The 19,672-nt window shown below is 66.4% G+C and carries 22 protein-coding genes and 1 pseudogene; 18 read left to right on the plus strand and 5 right to left on the minus strand.

All coding sequences use genetic code 11. The annotated features are described in order from the left end of the window. The first annotated feature begins 148 nt into the window (after positions 1 to 148). From AUL35_RS02075 to AUL35_RS02085, 3 genes are all read left to right on the plus strand, one after another. Positions 149 to 1,543 (plus strand): circularly permuted type 2 ATP-grasp protein, encoded by a 1,395-nt coding sequence (locus tag AUL35_RS02075; RefSeq protein WP_202814248.1) that lies wholly within the window; start codon positions 149 to 151, stop codon positions 1,541 to 1,543. A 60-nt stretch (positions 1,544 to 1,603) separates the two neighbouring features. Continuing rightward, on the plus strand, positions 1,604 to 2,545 hold the full coding sequence (locus AUL35_RS02080; RefSeq protein WP_062011525.1) for an alpha-E domain-containing protein: 942 nt from the start codon (positions 1,604 to 1,606) through the stop codon (positions 2,543 to 2,545). A 130-nt stretch (positions 2,546 to 2,675) separates the two neighbouring features. After that, entirely contained in the window at positions 2,676 to 3,434 is a 759-nt protein-coding gene (locus tag AUL35_RS02085; RefSeq protein WP_062011526.1) for a peptidase, read from the plus strand. 7 nt (positions 3,435 to 3,441) lie between these two features. On the opposite strand, the gene AUL35_RS02090 is transcribed toward AUL35_RS02085, so the two are convergent. Next, positions 3,442 to 3,816 (minus strand): gamma-butyrobetaine hydroxylase-like domain-containing protein, encoded by a 375-nt coding sequence (locus tag AUL35_RS02090; RefSeq protein WP_062011529.1) that lies wholly within the window; start codon positions 3,814 to 3,816, stop codon positions 3,442 to 3,444. A 102-nt stretch (positions 3,817 to 3,918) separates the two neighbouring features. Between AUL35_RS02090 and moaA the strand changes: the two genes are divergently transcribed. The 7 genes from moaA to AUL35_RS22815 all read left to right on the plus strand — a co-directional run bounded on the left by moaA (position 3,919) and on the right by AUL35_RS22815 (position 9,527). After that, a complete protein-coding gene (gene moaA / locus AUL35_RS02095) occupies positions 3,919 to 4,956 on the plus strand; it encodes a GTP 3',8-cyclase MoaA (protein WP_062011531.1) in 1,038 nt (345 codons plus the stop codon). Between the two features lie 84 nt (positions 4,957 to 5,040). Further along, positions 5,041 to 5,268 (plus strand): YMGG-like glycine zipper-containing protein, encoded by a 228-nt coding sequence (locus tag AUL35_RS02100; RefSeq protein WP_062011532.1) that lies wholly within the window; start codon positions 5,041 to 5,043, stop codon positions 5,266 to 5,268. 162 nt (positions 5,269 to 5,430) lie between these two features. Next, positions 5,431 to 6,288 carry a DMT family transporter gene (locus tag AUL35_RS02105; RefSeq protein WP_062011533.1) on the plus strand — a complete coding sequence of 286 codons (858 nt, stop codon included), beginning with the start codon at positions 5,431 to 5,433 and terminating at the stop codon, positions 6,286 to 6,288. A gap of 8 nt (positions 6,289 to 6,296) precedes the next feature. Beyond that, a complete protein-coding gene (locus AUL35_RS22470; protein WP_062011534.1) occupies positions 6,297 to 6,911 on the plus strand; it encodes a molybdenum cofactor guanylyltransferase in 615 nt (204 codons plus the stop codon). 132 nt (positions 6,912 to 7,043) lie between these two features. After that, positions 7,044 to 7,841 (plus strand): ABC transporter substrate-binding protein, encoded by a 798-nt coding sequence (locus AUL35_RS02115; RefSeq protein ID WP_062011536.1) that lies wholly within the window; start codon positions 7,044 to 7,046, stop codon positions 7,839 to 7,841. Positions 7,842 to 8,025: 184 nt separating this feature from the next. Next, positions 8,026 to 8,733: an ABC transporter permease gene (locus AUL35_RS02120; protein ID WP_062011538.1), complete on the plus strand. Its 708-nt coding sequence runs from the start codon at positions 8,026 to 8,028 to the stop codon at positions 8,731 to 8,733. Further along, entirely contained in the window at positions 8,730 to 9,527 is a 798-nt protein-coding gene (locus AUL35_RS22815) for an ABC transporter permease (RefSeq protein WP_062011540.1), read from the plus strand. The genes AUL35_RS02120 and AUL35_RS22815 overlap by 4 nt, the downstream gene beginning before the upstream one ends. 34 nt (positions 9,528 to 9,561) lie before the next feature. On the opposite strand, the pseudogene AUL35_RS22820 reads toward AUL35_RS22815, so the two are convergent. Further along, positions 9,562 to 10,425: pseudogene (locus tag AUL35_RS22820) on the minus strand (TetR/AcrR family transcriptional regulator); the annotation flags it as partial. Between AUL35_RS22820 and AUL35_RS02130 the strand changes: the two are divergent. Continuing rightward, entirely contained in the window at positions 10,310 to 11,260 is a 951-nt protein-coding gene (locus AUL35_RS02130) for an NAD(P)-dependent oxidoreductase (RefSeq protein ID WP_082666037.1), read from the plus strand. The pseudogene AUL35_RS22820 and the gene AUL35_RS02130 overlap by 116 nt on opposite strands. An 18-nt stretch (positions 11,261 to 11,278) precedes the next feature. On the opposite strand, the gene AUL35_RS02135 is transcribed toward AUL35_RS02130, so the two are convergent. Both AUL35_RS02135 and AUL35_RS02140 read right to left on the minus strand, forming a co-directional pair. Next, entirely contained in the window at positions 11,279 to 11,764 is a 486-nt protein-coding gene (locus tag AUL35_RS02135; RefSeq protein ID WP_062011542.1) for an Lrp/AsnC family transcriptional regulator, read from the minus strand. Positions 11,765 to 11,814: 50 nt separating this feature from the next. After that, positions 11,815 to 12,486: a uracil-DNA glycosylase family protein gene (locus AUL35_RS02140; protein WP_082666038.1), complete on the minus strand. Its 672-nt coding sequence runs from the start codon at positions 12,484 to 12,486 to the stop codon at positions 11,815 to 11,817. A gap of 132 nt (positions 12,487 to 12,618) precedes the next feature. On the opposite strand from AUL35_RS02140, the gene AUL35_RS23050 reads away from it, so the two are divergent. The 3 genes from AUL35_RS23050 (at position 12,619) to AUL35_RS02150 (ending at position 15,042) form a co-directional block, all read left to right on the plus strand. Next, positions 12,619 to 14,091 carry a HAMP domain-containing sensor histidine kinase gene (locus tag AUL35_RS23050; protein WP_062011544.1) on the plus strand — a complete coding sequence of 491 codons (1,473 nt, stop codon included), beginning with the start codon at positions 12,619 to 12,621 and terminating at the stop codon, positions 14,089 to 14,091. Positions 14,092 to 14,168: 77 nt separating this feature from the next. Next, complete coding sequence (locus tag AUL35_RS21445) at positions 14,169 to 14,333, plus strand: DUF1289 domain-containing protein (protein ID WP_082666040.1); 165 nt, start codon at positions 14,169 to 14,171, stop codon at positions 14,331 to 14,333. A 10-nt stretch (positions 14,334 to 14,343) separates the two neighbouring features. Beyond that, positions 14,344 to 15,042, plus strand: a complete 699-nt coding sequence (locus AUL35_RS02150; RefSeq protein WP_192847024.1) for a TIGR02281 family clan AA aspartic protease — start codon at positions 14,344 to 14,346, stop codon at positions 15,040 to 15,042. 5 nt (positions 15,043 to 15,047) lie between these two features. Here the strand turns inward: AUL35_RS02150 and dusA are convergent, their stop codons facing one another. Next, complete coding sequence (gene dusA, locus AUL35_RS02155) at positions 15,048 to 16,070, minus strand: tRNA dihydrouridine(20/20a) synthase DusA (protein ID WP_062011554.1); 1,023 nt, start codon at positions 16,068 to 16,070, stop codon at positions 15,048 to 15,050. A gap of 173 nt (positions 16,071 to 16,243) precedes the next feature. Between dusA and AUL35_RS02160 the strand changes: the two genes are divergently transcribed. The 4 genes from AUL35_RS02160 to AUL35_RS02175 all read left to right on the plus strand — a co-directional run. Then, complete coding sequence (locus AUL35_RS02160; RefSeq protein ID WP_062011556.1) at positions 16,244 to 16,525, plus strand: acyl carrier protein; 282 nt, start codon at positions 16,244 to 16,246, stop codon at positions 16,523 to 16,525. 73 nt (positions 16,526 to 16,598) lie between these two features. Then, positions 16,599 to 17,795, plus strand: coding sequence for a beta-ketoacyl-ACP synthase (locus AUL35_RS02165; protein WP_062011558.1), 1,197 nt, complete (start codon positions 16,599 to 16,601; stop codon positions 17,793 to 17,795). A 17-nt stretch (positions 17,796 to 17,812) separates the two neighbouring features. Next, complete coding sequence (locus AUL35_RS02170; protein ID WP_062011560.1) at positions 17,813 to 19,099, plus strand: beta-ketoacyl-ACP synthase; 1,287 nt, start codon at positions 17,813 to 17,815, stop codon at positions 19,097 to 19,099. Positions 19,100 to 19,134: 35 nt separating this feature from the next. Further along, positions 19,135 to 19,672, plus strand: a 538-nt coding sequence (locus AUL35_RS02175; RefSeq protein ID WP_156417798.1) for an alcohol dehydrogenase catalytic domain-containing protein, incomplete at its 3' end; no start/stop codon positions are given.

The raw sequence follows: 19,672 nt of genomic DNA on the forward strand, positions 1-19,672 counted from the left end.
GGTGGGCGCAAGCGCTCGCTCAAGCTTTCGACGATTTGCGGCTTGTCTGCGCATTTCCGGCAAAAGCCGCTTGGCATTGCTGCGGTTTCGCGCATCATTCCCGCAGGGCAGCAAAATGGAAGGACGGGGCTTGAGCGGGTTCGACGAGATGCTGGTGTCCGATGCGGACGTGCGCGCCCCCTATCGCCGCTTTCATTCCTGGTTCTCGCAACAGGTTCCCCAGACACTCGCCCAGAAGGCCACCGAGGCGGAAGGTTTCTTCCGGCGAACCGGCATCACCTTCAACGTGTACGGGGAACAGGAGGCGTCCGAGCGGCTGATTCCATTCGACCTCGTGCCGCGCATCATCTCCGGCGCCGAGTGGAGCCGGCTGGCGGAGGGGATCGAACAGCGCGTTACAGCGCTCAACGCCTTCCTCGACGACATCTACCACGGCCAGGAGATCGTGCGGGCGGGCATCGTTCCCAGACGCCTGATCGACAACAACGAGGCCTTCCTGCCCCAGATGGTCGGCTTCCGGCCGCCGGGCGGCGTTTACACGCACATCATCGGCGTCGACATCGTGCGCACGGCCGAAAACCAGTTCTACGTCCTGGAGGACAACGCCCGGACGCCATCCGGCGTGTCCTACATGATCGAGAATCGCGAAACGATGATGCAGATGTTTCCCGAACTCTTCGCACAGAACAGGGTGCGGCCGGTCGAGACGTACCCCGGGCACCTGCGCCGCTCGCTCTCGGCCGTCGCGCCGGCCGCTTGCGAGGGCTCGCCGCGCGTCGCGATCCTGACGCCCGGCATCCACAACTCGGCCTATTACGAGCACGCCTTCCTGGCCGACCAGATGGGCGTCGAGCTGGTGGAAGGATCCGACCTCAAGCTGATCGACGGGCGCATCGCAATGCGTACGACCGAAGGCTACCTGCCCATCGACGTCCTCTACCGGCGGGTCGACGACGCCTATCTCGACCCCCTCGCCTTCCGTTCGGACTCGATGCTGGGCGTGCCCGGCATCATGGACGTCTACCGCGCGGGCGGCATCACGATCGCCAACGCGCCCGGAACCGGCATCGCCGACGACAAGGCGATCTATTCCTACATGCCGGCGATCGTCGAGTTCTACACCGGACGCCCCGCCCTTCTGGAGAACGTTCCGACGTTCCGCTGCGCGGAGCCCGACAGCCTCAGCCATGTCCTCGACAACCTGCACGAGCTCGTCGTGAAGGAGGTCCACGGCTCCGGCGGCTACGGCATGCTGGTCGGCCCCGCCGCCTCGAAGGCGGAGCGCGAGGTCTTCGCCGCCAAGCTGCGGGAGCGACCCGGCAACTACATCGCCCAGCCGACCCTTGCGCTCTCGACCGTTCCCATCCTGACGGAAGCCGGCCTCGCCCCGCGCCATGTCGACCTGCGCCCCTTCGTCCTCGTCAGCGACGCCGTGAAGATCATTCCCGGCGGCCTGACGCGCGTTGCCCTCAAGGAGGGATCGCTCGTCGTCAATTCCAGTCAGGGCGGCGGTACGAAGGATACCTGGGTGCTGGAGGACTGACCGCGTTCAAGCCTTTCTCTCGCCGATCTTCCTCACTCCTCGGAGGCATTTGCCGACCTCATGCCGCTTCTCGGACGCACCGCCAACGGCCTCTTCTGGATGCAACGCTACATCGAAAGGGCCGAGAACACGGCCCGCCTGCTCGATGCGGGACTGCGCCTGTCGCTCACCAACCTGAGCGGGCAGCCGGAAGAGTGGCAGTCGGTGCTGGTGTCGGCAGGCATCGAGACCCAGTATCTCGAGAAGTACGACGACTTCGCCCCCGAGCGGATCATCGACTTCATGGTCCGCGACCTCGACAACCCGTCCTCGATCCTGTCCTCGATCGGCGTTGCCCGGACGAACGGCCGCATGGTGCGAACCGCGCTGACTCGCGAGACCTGGGAGGCGATCAACGAGAGCTGGATCATCCTGCGCTCGCGCTTCGCGCGGCCGGTCGACGATCTGCCGGCTGTTCTGGATCTGGTGAAGGCGCGCACGGCGCTGATTCGTGGGTCGTTCTACGGCACGATGCTGCGCAACGAGATCTTCGACTTCTGCAATCTCGGCACGTTTCTGGAGCGCGCGGACAACACGGCGCGCATTCTCGACGTCAAATACTGGGTGCTTCTGCCGGACCATTCCTCGGTCGGCTCCTCGCTGGACAACTACCAGTGGGGCTCGCTTCTGCGCTCCGTCTCGGCCCTGAGGTCCTATGCGTGGGAGTACGAGCCGGAGTTCCGCGCGACCGACATCATCGACTTCCTCGTTCTCAACAAGCGCATGCCCCGCTCGCTGAGCTACTCCTACCGCTGCATCAACGACAGCCTCGACTACCTCGCGCGGGCCTATGGCGTCGAGCACGAGTGCCACCGGTTGGCGAAGGAGACGGCGGCGCGCTTTGAGTCGCGCACCATCAAGCAGATCATCGACGGGGGCTTGCACGAATTCCTGGAGGACTTGATCGTGGACGGGAACCGCCTGTCCAACGAGATCGCGCGTTCCTACGGCTTCTTCTCCTGAGAGTCTCAGCCTGTAAGATGCGCTACCCCCATCCCGGGCGGATTGAGTCGCGCAATCTTGTGGCCCGGTCCAGCCTCGCGCGATAAGCAGGCCCGCAAGTGAGGCGGCTCGGCTGCGGGAGGCGATATTCATGACCTATTGCGTCGGCATGCTCCTCGATCGGGGCATCGTGTTCATGTCGGACACGCGGACGAATGCGGGTGTCGACAACATCTCCGTTGTCACCAAGCTTCGCTCCTGGAGTGTTCCGGGGGACCGCTTCCTTTGCCTTCTCTCGGCCGGCAACCTTGCGACCACCCAATCGACGATCTCGCTTCTGGAGGAGCGCGGAGTGCTGCCGTCCGAGAGGCGCGGCAACTTTCTGAAGCAGCCCTCGATGTTCCAAACCGCCAAACTGGTGGGCGAAACGCTGCGCGAGGTCATCTCCTACACGGCCGAGGGCGGTCCCAACGCCGAGAGCCGTTTCCTCGGCTCGTTCATCCTGGGTGGCCAGATCAAGGGCGGGCGACCGCGCCTGTTCATGATCTATCCCGAAGGCAACTTCATCGAGGCGGGGCCGGACAACCCCTTCTTCCAGATCGGCGAACACAAGTACGGCCGCCCGATCATCGTGCGGACCTACGACGCGGCGATGCGACTGGAGGACGCGGTCAAGCTGCTGCTTGTGTCGTTCGATTCGACCATCAAGTCCAATCTCTCCGTTGGCCTACCCATCGACCTCCAACTCTACGAGACTGACGCGTTCGCCGCCGGCTACCGTCAACGGTTCGACCAGCGCGACCCGTATTTCCGGATTATCTCGGACGGGTGGTCCGACTCGCTCAAGGCGGCGTTCGACAGCCTGCCGGGCTTCGTTCCACAGGAGCCGGGCAAACCCGCCGCCAGCTGAAGCCGACTCAGACCGGCTCGCGGCGCAGGCCCTTGGTTTTCAGCTCGTCCAGGTAGGCGTTCCACCGCGCGTCGCGCTCGACGCCGAGCGAGGACAGGTAGCGCCACGTGAAGAGTCCGGTATCGTGGCCGTCGTCGAAGACGATCCGCACCGCGTAGTGTCCGACCGGCTGAACGTCGGCGATCGCGACGTCCCGCTTGCCGCCCACCGTCACGCGCTGCTCGGGCGAGTGCCCCTGAACCTCGGCCGAGGGCGAAAGGACGCGCAGCAATTCGGCCGAGAACGTGTCGCGCGCGCCGTCCGCGTGGACGACGGTCAGGCTTCGTCGGTCGCGCGAGACTCGGATCTGATCGGGCGCGCGGTCCTGATTTGTGGACGGCATCGTGAACTCCGTGGGACGCTTTGCTTGACCCTCCCCTCACCCCCTTCCACATTCGGGTGGGAATTGAAAGAAAAGGACGGCGCCGATGAGCGTCGGCGCTCCATGAACCTACTCGACCGGTCCGGTCCGATCACCACCAGCGCCGCGCCGATCGTCGATCCGTTCGGGCGCGCGATCTCGTACCTGCGCATCTCCGTGACGGATCGCTGCGACTTCCGCTGCACCTACTGCATGTCCGAGAACATGCAGTTCCTGCCCAAACGCGACCTCCTCACCCTCGAGGAGCTCGACCGCATCGCGAGTGCGTTCGTCGAGCGGGGCGTTCGGCGGCTGCGGTTGACGGGCGGCGAGCCCCTCGTGCGCCGCGACGTCATGCAACTCGTCCGATCGCTCTCGCGCCATCTGGCGACAGGCCGCCTCGGCGAGCTCACCCTGACGACCAACGGATCGCAGCTGGCCCGTTTCGCGGCGGAGCTCGCCGATTGCGGCGTGCGGCGCCTGAACGTATCGCTGGATACGCTCGATCCCGAGAAGTTTCGCGTGATCACCCGGCGCGGCGAGCTGGGCCGGGTGCTGGAAGGTATAGACGCTGCGCGCCGGGCCGGCATCCGGATCAAGATCAACGCTGTCGCGCTCAAGGGCTTCAACGAGTTCGAGCTCGCCGACATGATCGCCTGGGCCCACGGCGAGGGTCACGACATGACCGTGATCGAGACCATGCCGATGGGTGAGATCGACGAGGACCGCACAGATCGCTACCTGCCGCTCGATTTCGTGCGCGCACGCCTTTCCGAGCGATACACGCTGCAGGAATCGCCACACCGGACGGGAGGCCCCGCGCGCTATGTGACGGTCGCGGAGACCGGCGGGCGCCTCGGGTTCATCACGCCGATGACCCACAACTTCTGCGAAAGCTGCAACCGCGTGCGCCTGACCTGCACGGGAACGCTCTACATGTGCCTCGGGCAGGAGGACGCGGCGGATCTGCGAGCCGTCGTTCGCGGCTCGGAGGGCGACGAGGCGCTGCATCGCGCGATCGACGAAGCCATCGCGCGCAAGCCGAAGGGGCACGACTTCGTCATCGATCGGGCGACGCGACGTCCCTCCGTCTCGAGGCACATGAGCGTGACTGGGGGATAAGCGGTCGCACAGGGAACGAGCGGGCCGCTCAAGCGTTGGCGACGCACCGCGAGTTCAGCGGGGGCGTTTGTAGGAAGGTCGATCATGAAATCTGTTTGGAAGCCGGCGCTGGCGCTCGGAGCCGTCATGCTCGTTTCGACGGGTTGCACCACGTCCGAGCGGACGGTGGGTGGCGCGCTCATCGGCGGTGCCGGCGGAGCGGTCGTCGGCAATGCGGTCGGTGGCGGCACCGGCGCGGTGATCGGCGGAGTGGCGGGTGGCACCGCGGGTGCCGTGATCGGCCGCAACTCGGGCCGTCGCGGCTACTACTGAGGCGCGACGAAACGGATTTGACGCCGGTCGGCCCGTCGGCACTGGTCTCGTGCCGTCCGGCGTCCTAATCCCTCCCCATCCTACTCATGGGGAACGCATATCTTGCCGTCGTCCATACCGTCGTCCTCGACGGCAAACAGCAACGTCAGGGCGGCTGCCCTTATGGTGGCCTCCCAGACCGCCTTCGCCGTCAACGACACGCTCGTGAAACTGTCGTCAGGATCGATCGAGACGGCGCAGATCATGGCCCTTCGTGGTGTCATGACGACCACGTTGCTCGTCGGCCTGGCGCTCTGGTTCGGTGCCCTCCTGCCTTGGCGGCAGGCGTTCCACCGCGCTGTGATGTGGCGTGCCCTCGCCGATATCGGCACGACGATCGCCTATATCACCGCCCTTCGGCACATGCCGCTCGCCAATACGACGGCGATCTTCCAAGCGCTGCCGCTGACCATCACGCTGCTGGCGGCTGTGTTCCTGCGAGAGCGCGTCGGGTGGCGGAGGTGGTGCGCGATCGCGGTCGGCTTCGTCGGCGTGCTGATCATCGTGCGGCCGGACACCGAAGGCTTCAACATCTACGCGGTCTGGGTCATCCTGTCGGTGCTCAGCGCGGCGCTGCGCGATCTCGTGACCCGGGCGATGCCGGTGTCGATCCCCTCCCTCCACGTCGCCTGCATCACGGCCGGCGCCGTATGCCTGACAGGCTTCGCCTGGCTTCCGGCCGCCGGCTGGCAGCCCATGACGCCGACGCTCTGGACGATGCTCGCCGTGGCGGCGGTCGCGGTCGGCACGGGCTACGTTCTGATCGTGTTGGCCGTGCGGCTCGGCGACATGAGCTTCGTCGCTCCGTTCCGCTACAGCGTTCTACTGTCGGCCTTCGTGCTCGGGGTGCTCGTATTCGCGGAAATGCCAGGTCCGTCGGCGCTTCTGGGATCCGCGATCGTGGTTGCGAGCGGCGCCTACATGATTCGCCGCGAAACGCGGAGGGGGATCAAGACCGCCGCCGAAGCCGAGGTGCCGTGAGAACGCGAGTGTCGGTCGTCGGCGTGGTGCTGGCCGGCGGCCGGGGTTCGCGCCTCGGCGCGGACGTGCCGAAGCCGTTCGTGCATCTCGCCGGTCGCCCCCTGATCGAGCACGTCATCGAGCGGCTTGCGCCGCAGGTCGACGACCTTCTCGTCTCCGTCGCGCCGAGTCCGTTCGCTGATGCGCTCGGTCGGGTGGTCGTGCCGGATGAGGGTGAACTGTTCCAGGGTCCGGGCGTGGGGATCGTGTCCGCCTGGCACCATCTCGCAGCTCGCGCAGAAGATGCACCCTTTCAGCTTGCGCCCGCGGCGGGCGACACCCCGTTCCTGCCGCTCGACCTCGTCGAGCGTCTGTCGTCCTCCGTCCCGCCGGATGGCGTCGCGATCCCGACCTATCGGGGACGCTGGATACCCACCTTCGCCGTCTGGAGCAGCGAAGCCGCCTCGCGCATCGCTGACGCGCATGGCCGGTCGATCCGCGCGCTCGCGACGGCCGCCCCGCATGCCGTGGTCGATTTTCCACCGGTCGCCGATGCGCCGGACGGTGACCCGTTCTTCAATATCAATACGCCGGAGGATCTCGACCGCGCCCGTCTTCACGTGACACGTGGCGAAATCGGTTGAGTCGCACGGCATCGTCTCTTGCGCCGCGCGGGGAAACCGGCACTATCGCACCGATAATGGGCATGCCCGTTTCGAAGGCCCCAACGCCTGGTGCCGCGAAGTCATCGCCTTATTCCAAGGACTCATTGTTCCATGCGAACCATCAAGACCCTTCTCCTGGCTGCCGTGACGCTGTCGACGCTCGCCGGCGCGGCGGTCGCCCAGAGCGGCGACGCCAACAAGACTTGGACTGAGGTTCGCATCGGCTCGGAAGGGGCCTATCCGCCGTTCAACTTCCTCGACGCGTCGGGCAAGCTTCAGGGCTTCGACATCGATATCGCGAACGCCCTGTGCAAGCAGATGAAGGTCACCTGCTCCTTCGTGACGAACGACTGGGACGGCATGATCCCCGCGCTGCAGAACGACCGCTTCGACGCGGTGATCGCCTCGATGTCGATCACGCCCGAGCGCGAGAAGCAGGTGCTCTTCACCAACAAATACTACAACACGCCGGGCGCGCTGGCGGTGCCCAAGGACTCGACGATCGCCGACACGAAGGCGGCCTCGCTTTCCGGCAAGACGATCGGCGTGCAGGGCTCGACCACCCATGCGCAGGCCGTGGAGACATACTTCCCGGATGCCGATGTGCGCGTTTATCCGACCGCAGAGGAATACAAGCTCGATATCGAGAACGGCCGCCTGGACGCGGTTTCCGACGATATCGTCGTTCTGTCGCAGTGGATCGACAGCCCGGAAGGCGCGTGCTGCAAGGTGCTCGGAGCGCTTCCCCCGAACGAGCAGATCTACGGCCGAGGCGCCGGCATCGCCTTGCGCAAGGGCGACGAGAAGTTGAAGAAGATGTTCGACGACGCGATCATCGCGATCCGCGCCGACGGCACCTACAAGACGATCCAGGACAAGTACTTCAAGTTCGACGTCTACGGTAAGTAATCCACCGAGGACCGCCGCAGATGCAGGCAATCGATCTGCGGCGCCTCCTGCCGTGGCAGGACCGGGCGATGCTCTGGACTCGCTCCGGCGACTCGACACCAAGGGGCGTCCTGTGCCACCCGCAGGGCGCTCCGGTCGTTTCCCCGACGATGACGGGCCGTAGCGCGCGTCGGGTCACAGGGTCATGAATTTCCTTCAGCTTCTCAGTTTCGGCGACAACGGATGGGGCGACGAGATCGCATCCGGCGTGCTCGTCACGGCCGCGCTCGCGATCGCCACCCTTCCCTTTGGTCTTGGACTGGGTTTCGCGCTCGCCGTTGCCAAGCGCAGCGCCGACCCGGCGCTGCGTCTCGCCGCGCAGATCTACACGACCCTGTTTCGCGGTCTCCCCGAGCTCCTGACGCTCTTTCTGGTCTTCTACGGCGGCCAGAACGTTCTCAATCTCATAACCGGCGCGACCGGCTTCGAGCAGATTCTCCTCTCCAGCTTCGTAGCGGGCATGATCGGGCTCGGCATTGTCTTCGCCGCCTACGCGAGCGAGGTCTTTCTGTCCGCCTTCCAGGCCATCCCGGCCGGTCAGTGGGAAGGTGGCCGCGCGCTCGGCCTGTCCCGCATGGCGATCCTGCGCCTTGTCATCTTCCCCCAGCTCGTGCGGATCAGCCTGCCGGGCCTGACCAACGTCTGGCTGAACCTATTGAAGGACACCTCGCTCGTGTCGGTCATCGGCCTTGCCGATATCCTGCGGCAGACCGGAATCGCCGCCCGCGTCACGCGCGAGCAGTTTCCCTTTTTCGCCCTCGCATGCGTCCTTTATCTGTTGCTGACCTTCGCCTCGCTTGCCGTCGTCCGGCGCGTCGAAGGCTGGGCGCGGCGCGGCGAGGTCGCGCGATGACCATCACCGCCCCTGTGCAGTCACGCGCGAAGCCCGGCCTTCTCGGCATCCTGATCCTTGGCATCTGGGTCGCGGGCGGCATCGCCCTCGTCGCCTACCTCGTGTCGGTCTTCAATCCGACCTTCATCGGCACATACGGTCCGTCCTATCTCGCCGGTCTGCGGGTCACGATCACGCTGGTCGCGATCTCCTACACGCTCGGCGCACTTCTTTCCGTGGCAGTGGCGGCAGGGCGCATGTCGTCGAACCGCATCGCGCGGGGCATGAGCGGCGCCTACGTCACCTTCTTTCGCGGCACGCCGTTTCTCGCGCAGATCTTCCTCATCTACTACGGACTCGGCTCGTTCCGGGGCGCGATCGAGTCGGTGGGCCTCTGGTGGTTCTTTCGTGAAGCCTGGTACTGCGCCATCCTGGCGATGACTCTGAACACGGCGGCGTATCAGGCGGAGATCCTGCGTGGCGCCATCGAGAGCGTGCCGGCGGGGCAATGGGAAGGCGCGAAGTCGCTCGCGCTCTCGAGACTGACAACCCTGCGCCGCATCATCCTGCCGCAGGCGCTCATCGTCGCACTGCGCCCCTATGCGAACGAACTGATCCTGATGATCAAGACCTCTGCGGTGGTCGCGATCATCACCGTCTTCGACCTGTTCGGCGAGACGCGGCGCGCTTTCAGTAAGACATTCGATTTTCAGACATATATTTGGGCTGCCGTCTTCTACCTCGTGCTTGTCGAGCTTCTTCGTCACCTGACCGACTGGGTCGAGCGGCGTGCGACGCGGCATCTTCGCCGTTAGAAGCGCTGGCACCCGGGCCGAGAGCCGCAAAGAACAGATCGACGCGCCGATCGATCAGCGTTCGCTGGATCTCGGGACGCTCCGGCAGATCGTAGCCGAAAACGAGCCGGCGCAGGTCCGAGGCGCAGACCGCTTCCAGGAACTGCTCCGCCAAGAAGGCCGGATCCCACCGCTCCGTGATGGCGCCCTCGTCCGCCGCGCGTTGGAACTGCATCGTCAGCGCCGAAATCAACGGCTTCAAGTAACGGTCCGCGCCAAGCATCAGGCCACCGCCATCCCGCTGGCGTTCGGACTGGGACACCAGCAGGCGATAGACGTCGACGCTGAACGGCATCAGGATGCGACGGTGCATGTGATGCGCCATGTCGCGAAGCACTTTCACGGGCGTTTCGGTCACATCGTGATAGCGCGTGAACTCGCTTTTGGTTTCCGTGAAGAGATGGTCGGCCACCGCCTGGAGAAGGAGTGGCTTGGATCGAAACCGGGCATAGAGTGTCCGCTTCGAGATGCCCGCCTCGGCGGCGACCGCGTCCATGCTGGTCGCCTCGAATCCTTCGTCGAGGAAGCGTCTCGCTGCTACCGCGACGATCCTGCCGGTCAGTTCGGCAGCATCGGCCTTCGCCGGGCGGCCTCGCGGCCTCGACAGGCCCTTCGATATCGAACTCCCACGCGGCATTCCCAAGCGCCTCTCAGCATCACGAAACCCTTGAGTTCCCCAACGGAACCGGGACCGATTCGGTTCATGAGCCGGATATGGATTCCGCTGCGAGGATCGGCGATCGATGGCGTCGCTCCCGGCACCTCTTTCGCGGGCATTGCCGAACCTGCTAGCGCAGGCCGAAACGCAGAAGGTCGGAGTGGAATCGATGAAGGTCGCGTTCGTGGGCTTAGGTGTCATGGGTTACCCGATGGCGAGGCATCTTGTCGGCAAGGGCGGGCACGAGGTCGCCGTGTTCAACAGGACGGCCGAGAAGTCGGAGACGTGGGCCCGCGAGAACAAGGGGCGCAAAGCTGCGACGCCGCGCGAGGCCGCGATGGGTGCCGAGGTCGTGTTCATGTGCGTGGGAAATGACGACGACGTGCGCAGCGTCGTCTACGGCGAAGACGGCATCCTCGCGGACCTCGCGCCCGGAGCCGTACTCGTGGACCATACCACGGCGTCCGCGACCCTTGCGCGCGAGCTCGACGAGGCGGCGCGAGCGAAAGGCTGCGGCTTTCTCGATGCTCCCGTGTCCGGAGGACAGGCTGGCGCCGAAAACGGCGTCCTGACCGTGATGGTGGGCGGTGACGAGGCGACGTTCGAGACGGTTCGCCCGGTCCTTGACAGCTACTCGCGCATGGTCGGCCTGATGGGTCCGGCCGGCAGCGGGCAACTGGCGAAGATGATGAACCAGATCTGCATCGCAGGTCTCGTCGAGGGCCTCTCGGAAGCGCTGCATTTTGGCCAGAAGGCCGGGCTCGACCTTGCGAAGGTGGTTGAGGTCATCTCCAAGGGCGCCGCGGGTTCGTGGCAGATGGAGAACCGCCACAAGACCATGGCGGAAGGCCGCTACGACTTCGGTTTCGCCGTCGAATGGATGCGCAAGGACCTCGGCATCTGCCTCGACGAGGCGCGGCGCAACGGCGCCACGCTTCCCGTCACCGCCCTCGTCGACCAGTTCTACGCCGAGGTGGAGACCATGGGCGGTCGACGCTGGGACACCTCGTCCCTCCTGGCCCGCCTAACGCGTTGACGGCCGGCGACCGGGGCATCACGCGTCCCGGTCGCCCTTCTCGAGGATCATGTAGTCGAGCGGCAGCTCGGTCGTGTACTTGATTTGCTCCATCGCGAAGGACGACGAGACGTCCCGGATCTCGATCCGGGCGATGAGGCGCTTGTAGAAGGCGTCGTAGGCGGCGATGTCCGGCACGACGACGCGCAGGAGATAGTCGACGTCTCCGCTCATGCGATAGAACTCGACGACCTCGTCGAACTCCGAGACGACCTCCGAGAATCGCTTCAACCATTCCACGGAATGGGTCGCCGTGCGCACCGAGACGAAGACCGTCACGCGCGCATTGATCTTCGTCGGATCGAGCACGGCGACGCGACGCCGGATGACGCCCTCTTCCTCGAGCTTCTGGATACGACGCCAGCACGGCGTGGTGGACAGGCCGACACGCTTGGCGACGTCAGCCACCGCCAGCGTCGAGTCCTCCTGCAGGAGACGCAGGATTTTTTTGTCCAACCTGTCCATTCAGCGATCCCCGTTCGCGATAGGGCCTTTTAACAGGTCTCCGCGATGCGTCACGTCAGTTGCGCGACGAGCCGCCGCAACTCGGGCAGGAGATCGGCCTCGAACCACGTGTTGCGTCGCAGCCATGCGTTGTTGCGCCAGGACGGATGCGGCAGAGGCAGAAGCCGTGGCGTCGCCTGCATGAACGACTCGTTCCGCCATGCGGCGACCGCCGCACCGACCCTGCCCTCCGGCAAGGTGATGCCGGCCCGGCGCGCATGCCAGACCTGCGCATGGCCGCCGACCATGAGAAGGAGTTCGACGCTGCCGAGGCTTCGAAAGACCTCCTCGTGCCACGTCAGTCGGCACTCGCGGCGCGGCGGACGGTCGCCGCCATGCCGGTCGAGTCCGGGGAAACAGAACCCCATCGGCACGATCGCGATTCGGCTCCGATCGTAGAAGACATCCGGCCCGATCCCCATCCAGTCCCGGAGCCGTTCGCCGGAGGGATCGGAGAACGGAATGCCGGACTGGTCGGCCCGCGCGCCCGGTGCCTGCCCCGCAATGAAGATGCGGGCCGTCCGCGACAGGGCGACGATCGGTCTGGGCTCCCGCTCCAGAGGCCGTCCGATCGGCGCGTCGCGGCAGACGCGGCAGGACCGGCTACGCGTTTCCAGGTCGCAGGCACCCTCCGATCCACCCGAATGGTCCCGTTGCGTACTCCCCTCGGACAGTGGCTCCATCCCGTCGATCGGCGTCTCTTTACGCGTTTCTTAAGCCAATTCCTTAAGCTTTCCGCAACAGGATAGGCAGGCCCAAGCCGTATCCTGGATCGAGTTCCGCCGCGTTCGATGTCCCTAGCATCTCCGCCTCCCATGTCGCCAAGCCTGCGCGGCTCCGATGCCGGCAGCGACGTCGGCCGCACGCTGCGTCTGGCGCGCGAGCGCCTGGCATCGAGCGAGGGGCTTCCACCCGGCATCGAGCAGGACCTTCTGGAGCGCCACGTCGCCAGCGTCCCTCTCCTAGCTATATTGCAGACGGCGCTGCTCGGCCTGGTCATGCTCGTTCAGTGGAATGCCGACGGCTCCCTACCACTCCGCTGGATGGCGCTCGGCGTAGCTGGCCTCCTGCCCTCACTCGCCGCTGTCGCTCTTTTCCGCTCGCGTCATGGCGGAAGTCCCTCGATCGGGCGCTGGCCACGTCTTTTCCAGTTCGCGCTCGCGGTCATGACGCTCCCCCTGGTCGTCTGGACGCTCGCGCCAGACTGCGGAACCTGCGTGCCGACCATCGGCGAAGGCGCGCGTTTCGTGCTCGCGCTTGTCTGGGCGATCGGCGTTGCCTTTCTCGGCGCTCATCTCGCGCAAGCCGTGGCAGCCGGCCTGCTTCCGCTGGCAATCGCTTCGGCCGTCTCGCTCGCCGGCGGCGCGCGCTTTCCGATCGACGTCTTCGAGACGGCGACGCTGCTCGCCGTTGCCGGCTCCGGCCTTGCGGCCCACCGCTTCCGACGCTCATCGATCGAGCTGCTGCACCATACGGCGCAACGCGAGCAGCTGGTCGCGGAAGTCGAGATCGCACGGACGCATTTCGACGAGGCGCGGGCGCGGGCCGAGGAGGCCAGCCTCGCCAAATCGCGTTTCCTCGCCACCATGAGCCACGAGCTGCGCACGCCGCTCAACGCGATCCTCGGCTTCTCCGAGGTCATCATGAAGGAGATTCTCGGACCGCTCGGCAATCCGACCTACAAGGAATATGTCGGCGACATCCATACGTCGGGCCAGCATCTCCTGGACCTCATCAACGAGATCCTCGACCTTTCGCGGATCGAGGCCGGGCGCTACACGTTGAACGAAGAACCGGTGGAACTGGTCTCGGTCGCCGAGGCTTCGATCGCCTTCGTCCAGCTCAAGGCGGATGCCAAGAACATCTCGCTCGTCGGCGAGTTCGAACAGGGACTGCCGCAGCTTTGGGGCGATCCGCGCTCGCTCCGGCAGGTGACGTTGAACCTTCTGTCGAATGCGGTGAAGTTCACCCCGCCCAACGGCCGGATCCTGCTTCGGGTCGGCTGGACGGCGGGTGGCGGTCAGTACGTCTCGGTTCGCGATACCGGTCCCGGCATCCCGTCGCACGAGATCCCCATCGTTCTCTCGTCGTTCGGTCAGGGCGCGGCGGCCATCAAGAGCGCCGAGCAGGGCACCGGCCTCGGACTTCCGATCGTGCGGGCTCTCGTCGAGCTGCATAACGGCACGTTCGAGCTGCATTCCGCGGTCGGAAAGGGAACAGAGGCCATCGCGATCTTTCCGCATTCGCGGGTGCTGGAAGTCATGCCGGCCATGACGGAACTCGGCTGACGGTCGCGTTTGCGTGAGATGGCGCGCCACCGCGTTGCCGCGCCTCGCTCCGGCGCCCACCTAACGGAACATGACGCTTGACGGTCCCCTCGCCTTGCCGCCGCGAATGCCGCCTGTCCGCGGACCGCACGATTTGCCTGTCGTGCCGGCGGACCCTTGCCGAGATCATGCACTGGGCGACCATGACGGAGCCGGAGCAGAGAGCCGTGCTGGCGAGGCTTGCCCGGTTGCCGAATGCCTGACGGACGCGAGATGAGGGACCGCCTGTTCTGGATCGTCATCGCCCTCCTCGCCATCGGCGGCGCGATTCTCGTTCTTGGCGGGACAGGCTTCCTTGGAATGGCGGACGGAGACTTCGCCGGCCTCCTGTATGGCGGCGTCCTCGCCACCGTGATCGGCGCGGGCGTCGTTCGGTCGGCGCGGGGACGCTGGGGCCGGTCGGCGCTTGCGGCCGTCGCGTGGATGGCTGCCTTCGCGGTCGTGATCGGCCTTTACGCGTTCGGTCCGGAACTCCGCTTCGTGGGTGACCGGATGTTGTCGGTCCTCCAGCCGGGCCGCACGGTGACGACGGGAGAGGCAGGCGACCGTCAGGTTTCCGTCGAGCGGGCGCAGGACGGGCAGTTCCACCTCGAGGCCTCGGTGAACGGCGAGCGGCTGCGCTTCATCGCGGATACGGGGGCCAGCGTCGTGGCGCTCGATCGGGCGTCGGCCGCCCGCGCGGGCATTGCGACCGACACGCTGCGCTATACGACGCCGATCCGGACCGCGAACGGCGTGGCGCATGCGGCGAGCGTCCGCATCGATCGCCTCGACGTGGGCGGGATCGAGCGGCGCGACGTGCCGGCCGTCGTCGTGGACGAGCCGCTTGGCGTCGGCCTCCTCGGCTTGAGCTTCCTCGACACGTTCCGCTCGGTCGAGTTTCGCGGCGACCGCTTGGTGCTCACCGAGTAGCGGGGTCAGGCCGCGACGGTTTCGATGGGACGGACCTCGGTAAAAGCGCGCGCGATGAGGCTCGCATCGGCGCCGGGCCGCACCGCGTCCTCGGAGAGGATCTGCCGCCAGCGCCGCGCACCGGGACGGCCGGCGAAGAGCGAGGTCATGTGGCGCGTGACCTGCCCGAGGCGTCCGCCGCGCGCGATATGCTGCTCGGCGTAGTGCGTCATCGCCTCGATCAACTCGCCGTCCTCGATGGGACGACGCTCGACCTTCGCGATCAGCGGCGCGACGTTGCGCAGGTCGTCGGGCTGGTTGTAGGCCGCACGCCCCAGCATCACGCCATCGACGCGACCGATCTGCCCGGCGCCCGCCGCCACGCTTGCAAGACCGCCGTTCAACCCCACGAACACATCCGGCAGGCGGCGCTTCAGCGCGTAGACCCGCTCGTAGTCGAGCGGCGGAATCTCGCGATTCTCCTTGGGGCTCAGCCCTTTCAGCCAGGCTTTCCGCGCATGGACCCAGATCGCGGAAACGCCCGCTTCGACCGCCTCGTCCGCCAGCGCGTCGAGGGCGGGGCCGGTCTCCTGCTCGTCGACACCGATGCGGCATTTCACGGTGACGGGCACCGCGACCGCCTCGCGCATCGCCTTGAGACAGGCTCCCACGAGCTTCGGCTCGCGCATGAGACAGGCGCCGAACGCGCCCGACTGCACGCGATCGGACGGGCAGCCGACGTTGAAGTTGATTTCGTCGTATCCCATTCCGGCGCCGATCGCCGCGGCCCGGGCGAGCTTGTCGGGGTCCGAGCCTCCGAGCTGAAGCGCAACCGGGTGTTCGGCCGCGTCGAAGCCGAGAATGCGCTCGCGGTCCCCATGCAGCACGGCGTCCGCGACGACCATTTCGGTGTAGAGGAGCGCATCGGGCGCCAGCAGGCGGTGCAGCATGCGACAATGCCGATCCGTCCAATCGATCATCGGCGCGACCGCGAAGAGCGGCCGGCCGGGACGATAGGAAAACGGGACACTGCGTCGGGATTCCGTCATGGTCTGGCTGGACGCCTTCTGATCGGGTTTCGTGCGGAACCGACGCATTCCGATACCCGCAATGGAAACAGTCCGGCCAGAAGCCGGGCCGGGTCGGCCTGCTTTGCAAAAGCCGGAGGATTGCCTATAGGCTGGCTTTCCAACCGATCTCCCGCATCTACGAGGTACGCGTCTTGTCTTCAACCTTCGACCGCGTGGCCGACATCATCTCCGAAACGAGCGAGATCGATCGCAGCCAGATCACGCCCGAGAGCCATACGATCGACGATCTCGGCATCGATTCCCTGGACTTCCTCGACATCGTCTTCGCGATCGACAAGGAGTTCGGAATCAAGATCCCGCTCGAGACCTGGACCCAACGCGTCAACGACGGCCAGGCCAGCACCGAGGAATACTTCGTGATGAAGAACCTAGTCGCCAAGATCGACGAGCTACGCGCGGCCAAGGCTGCCTGACACAGCTCCTTCGCCTAGGCTTCTCAAGGCCGCGCCTCCCGACGCGCGCGGCCCCTTTGGAAACGGAATCGTCATGCCGGATGCCTCGCACACGGTGCTGATCACGGGGGTTGGCCTCGTATCGTCGCTCGGCGAGGGTGTCGAGGCGCACGTGTCCCGCCTGCGGGACACGACGACGCCGCAGCCGCGCATCGAAGCCGACCGGTTCGCCCCCTACCTCGTCCATCCGCTGCCGGAGATCGACTGGAGCCGTCAGATCGCCAAGAAGGGCGACCAGCGGCAGATGGAGACCTGGCAGAAGATCGGCGTTTATGCTGCGGGGCTCGCGCTCGAGGATGCGGGCATCCCGGCCGAGGAGAGCGTCCGCTCAGGCGTTGACATGATCGTGGCGGCCGGCGGCGGCGAGCGCGACCCGGCGGTGGACGCCCTCGTCATGGCGCGTGCGCGCGGCCTCGACGATCCGCGCCCGCTGATGAACGAGCTCCTGTCGAGCGAATTGCGGCCGACCCTGTTCCTGGCCCAGCTTTCGAACCTCATGGCGGGCAACATCTCGATCGTCCACAAGGTGACCGGCTCGTCGCGGACCTTCATGGGCGAAGAGGGTGCGGGCGTGTCCGCCGTGCAGGTTGGCGCCGCTCGCGTGCGGGCCGGACAGAGCCGCATCTGCCTCGTCGGCGGCGCCTTTTCGGCCGAGCGCAAGGACCTCCTCCTCAACTACGAACTGGCGGGAATGCTGCTTCGCGAGGGCTGGCAGCCGGTGTCCGCGCGGCGCGGCGGGAACGGCGGCCTCGTGCCCGGAAGCATGGGCGCCTTCCTTGTTCTCGAGTCCGCAGAAAGCGCGGCCGAGCGCGGCGCGACCGCCTATGGCGCGGTGCGTTTCGTCGCCGGCGATCGAGGTCGCCCCGAGGGCATGGCCGAGCGTCTGGGCACGATGATCGAGGAAAGCGGCGCGATCGCCGACGAAACCCTCGTCCTGTCGGGTGCGACCGGCCTCGCGGACGACATGGTGCGCGAGACGCAGGCGCTGGCCCCGCGTTTGAACGAGGTGCCGGTCCGCGCCGTCGCGAACCTTGTCGGGCACGGCTTCGAGGCGCAGTTCCCCGCCTCCATCGCGCTGGGGGCCATCTGCCTGTCGCGCGGCATTCTCCCTTTGCCGGCCGGCGGCGGCGAGGAGCGTCCAGCCGACTTCGCGCCGCGTTCGGTGGTCGTGACGAGCCATGGTCATCGTCGCGGCGAGGGCGTCTGCGTGCTCGACACGACCGCGCGCTGAAGGGACGGGAGAGAATCATGCCCGCAAGCGATCTCGATCATCTCGGTCGTCACGTCGTCGCCGTCACAGGCGTCGGCCTCGTCACCTCGCTCGGTCGTGGCGTCGCCGACAACTGGTCGGCGCTGACCGCAGGCCGTTCGGGCATCCATTCGATCACGCGTTTCCCGACCGACAACCTGCGCACCACCATCGCCGGCACGGTCGACTTCATGAACGTCGAGCCCTGGAGCGGCATCGACCTCTCCTATGCGCTGGCGGAAGCCGCAGGACGCGAAGCGATCGAGCAGGCGGGTCTGCCGGACAGGCATTTCGGAGGCCCGTTGTTTCTCGCGGCTCCGCCGATCGAGCTGGAATGGTCTCAGCGCCTTTATCTCGACAAGCTCTCCGGCGAGGCGCGGGAGGAAGCGGGCTACGATCGCCTCCTCGAGCTTGCGCGCACCAACCGTTCGCCGTCGATCTACGACCTGACCCTCTTCGGCGGCATTTCGGAGCGCCTGTCTGACGTTTTGGGCACTCGCGGCCTTCCCGTGACGCTGTCGACCGCATGCGCCTCTGGCGCAAGCGCGATTCAACTCGGCGTCGAGGCCATCCGCCGGGGCGAGACCGAGCGTTGCATCGCCATCGGCACGGACGGGTCGGTCGGCGCCGAGGCGCTGATCCGCTTCTCGCTCCTCTCGGCTCTCTCGACCCAGAACGCGGTTCCCGAACGCGCCTCCAAGCCCTTCTCCCGCGACCGGGACGGTTTCGTGATGGCCGAGGGCGCGGGCGGCCTCGTTCTTGAGTCCTTGTCCGCCGCCCGGGCGCGAGGCGCCACGGTGCTCGGCGTGCTTCTCGGCGTCGGAGAAAAGGCGGACGATTTCCATCGCACCCGCTCCAAGCCCGACGGTTCGCCGATCATCGCGACGATCCGCGCAGGCCTTGCCGACGCCGGCATCGGTCCCCAGGACATCGGCTACATCAACGCTCACGGCACCTCGACGCCCGAGAACGACCGGATGGAGTATATCGGCCTTGCCGCCGTGTTCGGCGACGATATCCAGCGCACGCCGATCTCCTCATCCAAGTCGATGATCGGGCATACGCTGACGGCCGCCGGCGCCATCGAGGCGGTGATCTCGATCCTCGCCATGCGCGAGGGCGTGCTTCCGCCCACCATCAACTACGATCAACCCGATACCGCCATTCCGCTCGACACGGTGCCGAACAAGGCCCGCCCGGCCGACGTCTCGGCCGTCCTGTCGAACTCGTTCGGGTTCGGCGGTCAGAACGTATCGCTGGTTCTCGGCCGCGAACCGCGCGGCTGACACCCGATCCGAGCGAACCCGAGGTTTTCAGTACGATGCGCGCATTGCAACTCATCGCCGACAAGGATCTGCGGCCGGTCGAGATCGACGGACCGGGTGATCCGGGGCCCGGCGAGGTCACGGTGCGCATCTCCGTCGTCGCGCTCAACCATATCGACGTCTGGGGTTGGCGCGGCATGGCCTTCGCCAAGCGCAAGCTGCCGCTGACGATCGGCGCGGAGGCGTCGGGCGTCGTCGAGCGGCTCGGCGAGGGCACGAGCGGTCTCGTGCCCGGCCAGCTCGTGTCGATCTACGGCGCGCGGACCTGCGGCCTGTGCCGGGCCTGCCGGGCGGGCGCCGACAATCTGTGCGAGCATGTCGGCGGCGTTCACGGCTTCCATCTCGACGGCTTCGCGCAAGAGAGCATCAACCTGCCGGCCCGCCTCCTCGTCCCCGCCCCTCCCGGCTGCGACGCCGTCGGCGCGGCGCTGGCGCCCGTCACCTTCGGAACGGTCGAGCACATGCTGTTCGACAACGCCAAGCTCGAGCCAGGCGAGACGATCCTCGTTCATGCCGGCGGGTCGGGGATCGGAA

The organism is Aureimonas sp. AU4 (assembly GCF_001463765.1).
Classification (GTDB): Bacteria; Pseudomonadota; Alphaproteobacteria; order Rhizobiales; family Rhizobiaceae; genus Aureimonas.

Coding starts and splice junctions, on each gene's coding strand:
- AUL35_RS02135 (WP_062011542.1), bottom strand. CDS start 11,764: ATGGACAGGTTGGACAAAAAAATCCTGCGTCTCCTGCAGGAGGACTCG.
- AUL35_RS23050 (WP_062011544.1), top strand. CDS start 12,619: ATGTCGCCAAGCCTGCGCGGCTCCGATGCCGGCAGCGACGTCGGCCGC.
- AUL35_RS02165 (WP_062011558.1), top strand. CDS start 16,599: ATGCCGGATGCCTCGCACACGGTGCTGATCACGGGGGTTGGCCTCGTA.
- AUL35_RS02090 (WP_062011529.1), bottom strand. CDS start 3,816: ATGCCGTCCACAAATCAGGACCGCGCGCCCGATCAGATCCGAGTCTCG.
- AUL35_RS02115 (WP_062011536.1), top strand. CDS start 7,044: ATGCGAACCATCAAGACCCTTCTCCTGGCTGCCGTGACGCTGTCGACG.
- AUL35_RS02105 (WP_062011533.1), top strand. CDS start 5,431: ATGGTGGCCTCCCAGACCGCCTTCGCCGTCAACGACACGCTCGTGAAA.
- AUL35_RS02170 (WP_062011560.1), top strand. CDS start 17,813: ATGCCCGCAAGCGATCTCGATCATCTCGGTCGTCACGTCGTCGCCGTC.
- AUL35_RS02100 (WP_062011532.1), top strand. CDS start 5,041: ATGAAATCTGTTTGGAAGCCGGCGCTGGCGCTCGGAGCCGTCATGCTC.
- AUL35_RS22815 (WP_062011540.1), top strand. CDS start 8,730: ATGACCATCACCGCCCCTGTGCAGTCACGCGCGAAGCCCGGCCTTCTC.
- AUL35_RS02120 (WP_062011538.1), top strand. CDS start 8,026: ATGAATTTCCTTCAGCTTCTCAGTTTCGGCGACAACGGATGGGGCGAC.
- AUL35_RS02130 (WP_082666037.1), top strand. CDS start 10,310: ATGGCGTCGCTCCCGGCACCTCTTTCGCGGGCATTGCCGAACCTGCTA.
- AUL35_RS02150 (WP_192847024.1), top strand. CDS start 14,344: ATGAGGGACCGCCTGTTCTGGATCGTCATCGCCCTCCTCGCCATCGGC.
- AUL35_RS02085 (WP_062011526.1), top strand. CDS start 2,676: ATGACCTATTGCGTCGGCATGCTCCTCGATCGGGGCATCGTGTTCATG.
- moaA (WP_062011531.1), top strand. CDS start 3,919: ATGAACCTACTCGACCGGTCCGGTCCGATCACCACCAGCGCCGCGCCG.
- dusA (WP_062011554.1), bottom strand. CDS start 16,070: ATGACGGAATCCCGACGCAGTGTCCCGTTTTCCTATCGTCCCGGCCGG.
- AUL35_RS02080 (WP_062011525.1), top strand. CDS start 1,604: ATGCCGCTTCTCGGACGCACCGCCAACGGCCTCTTCTGGATGCAACGC.
- AUL35_RS02075 (WP_202814248.1), top strand. CDS start 149: ATGCTGGTGTCCGATGCGGACGTGCGCGCCCCCTATCGCCGCTTTCAT.
- AUL35_RS02140 (WP_082666038.1), bottom strand. CDS start 12,486: ATGGAGCCACTGTCCGAGGGGAGTACGCAACGGGACCATTCGGGTGGA.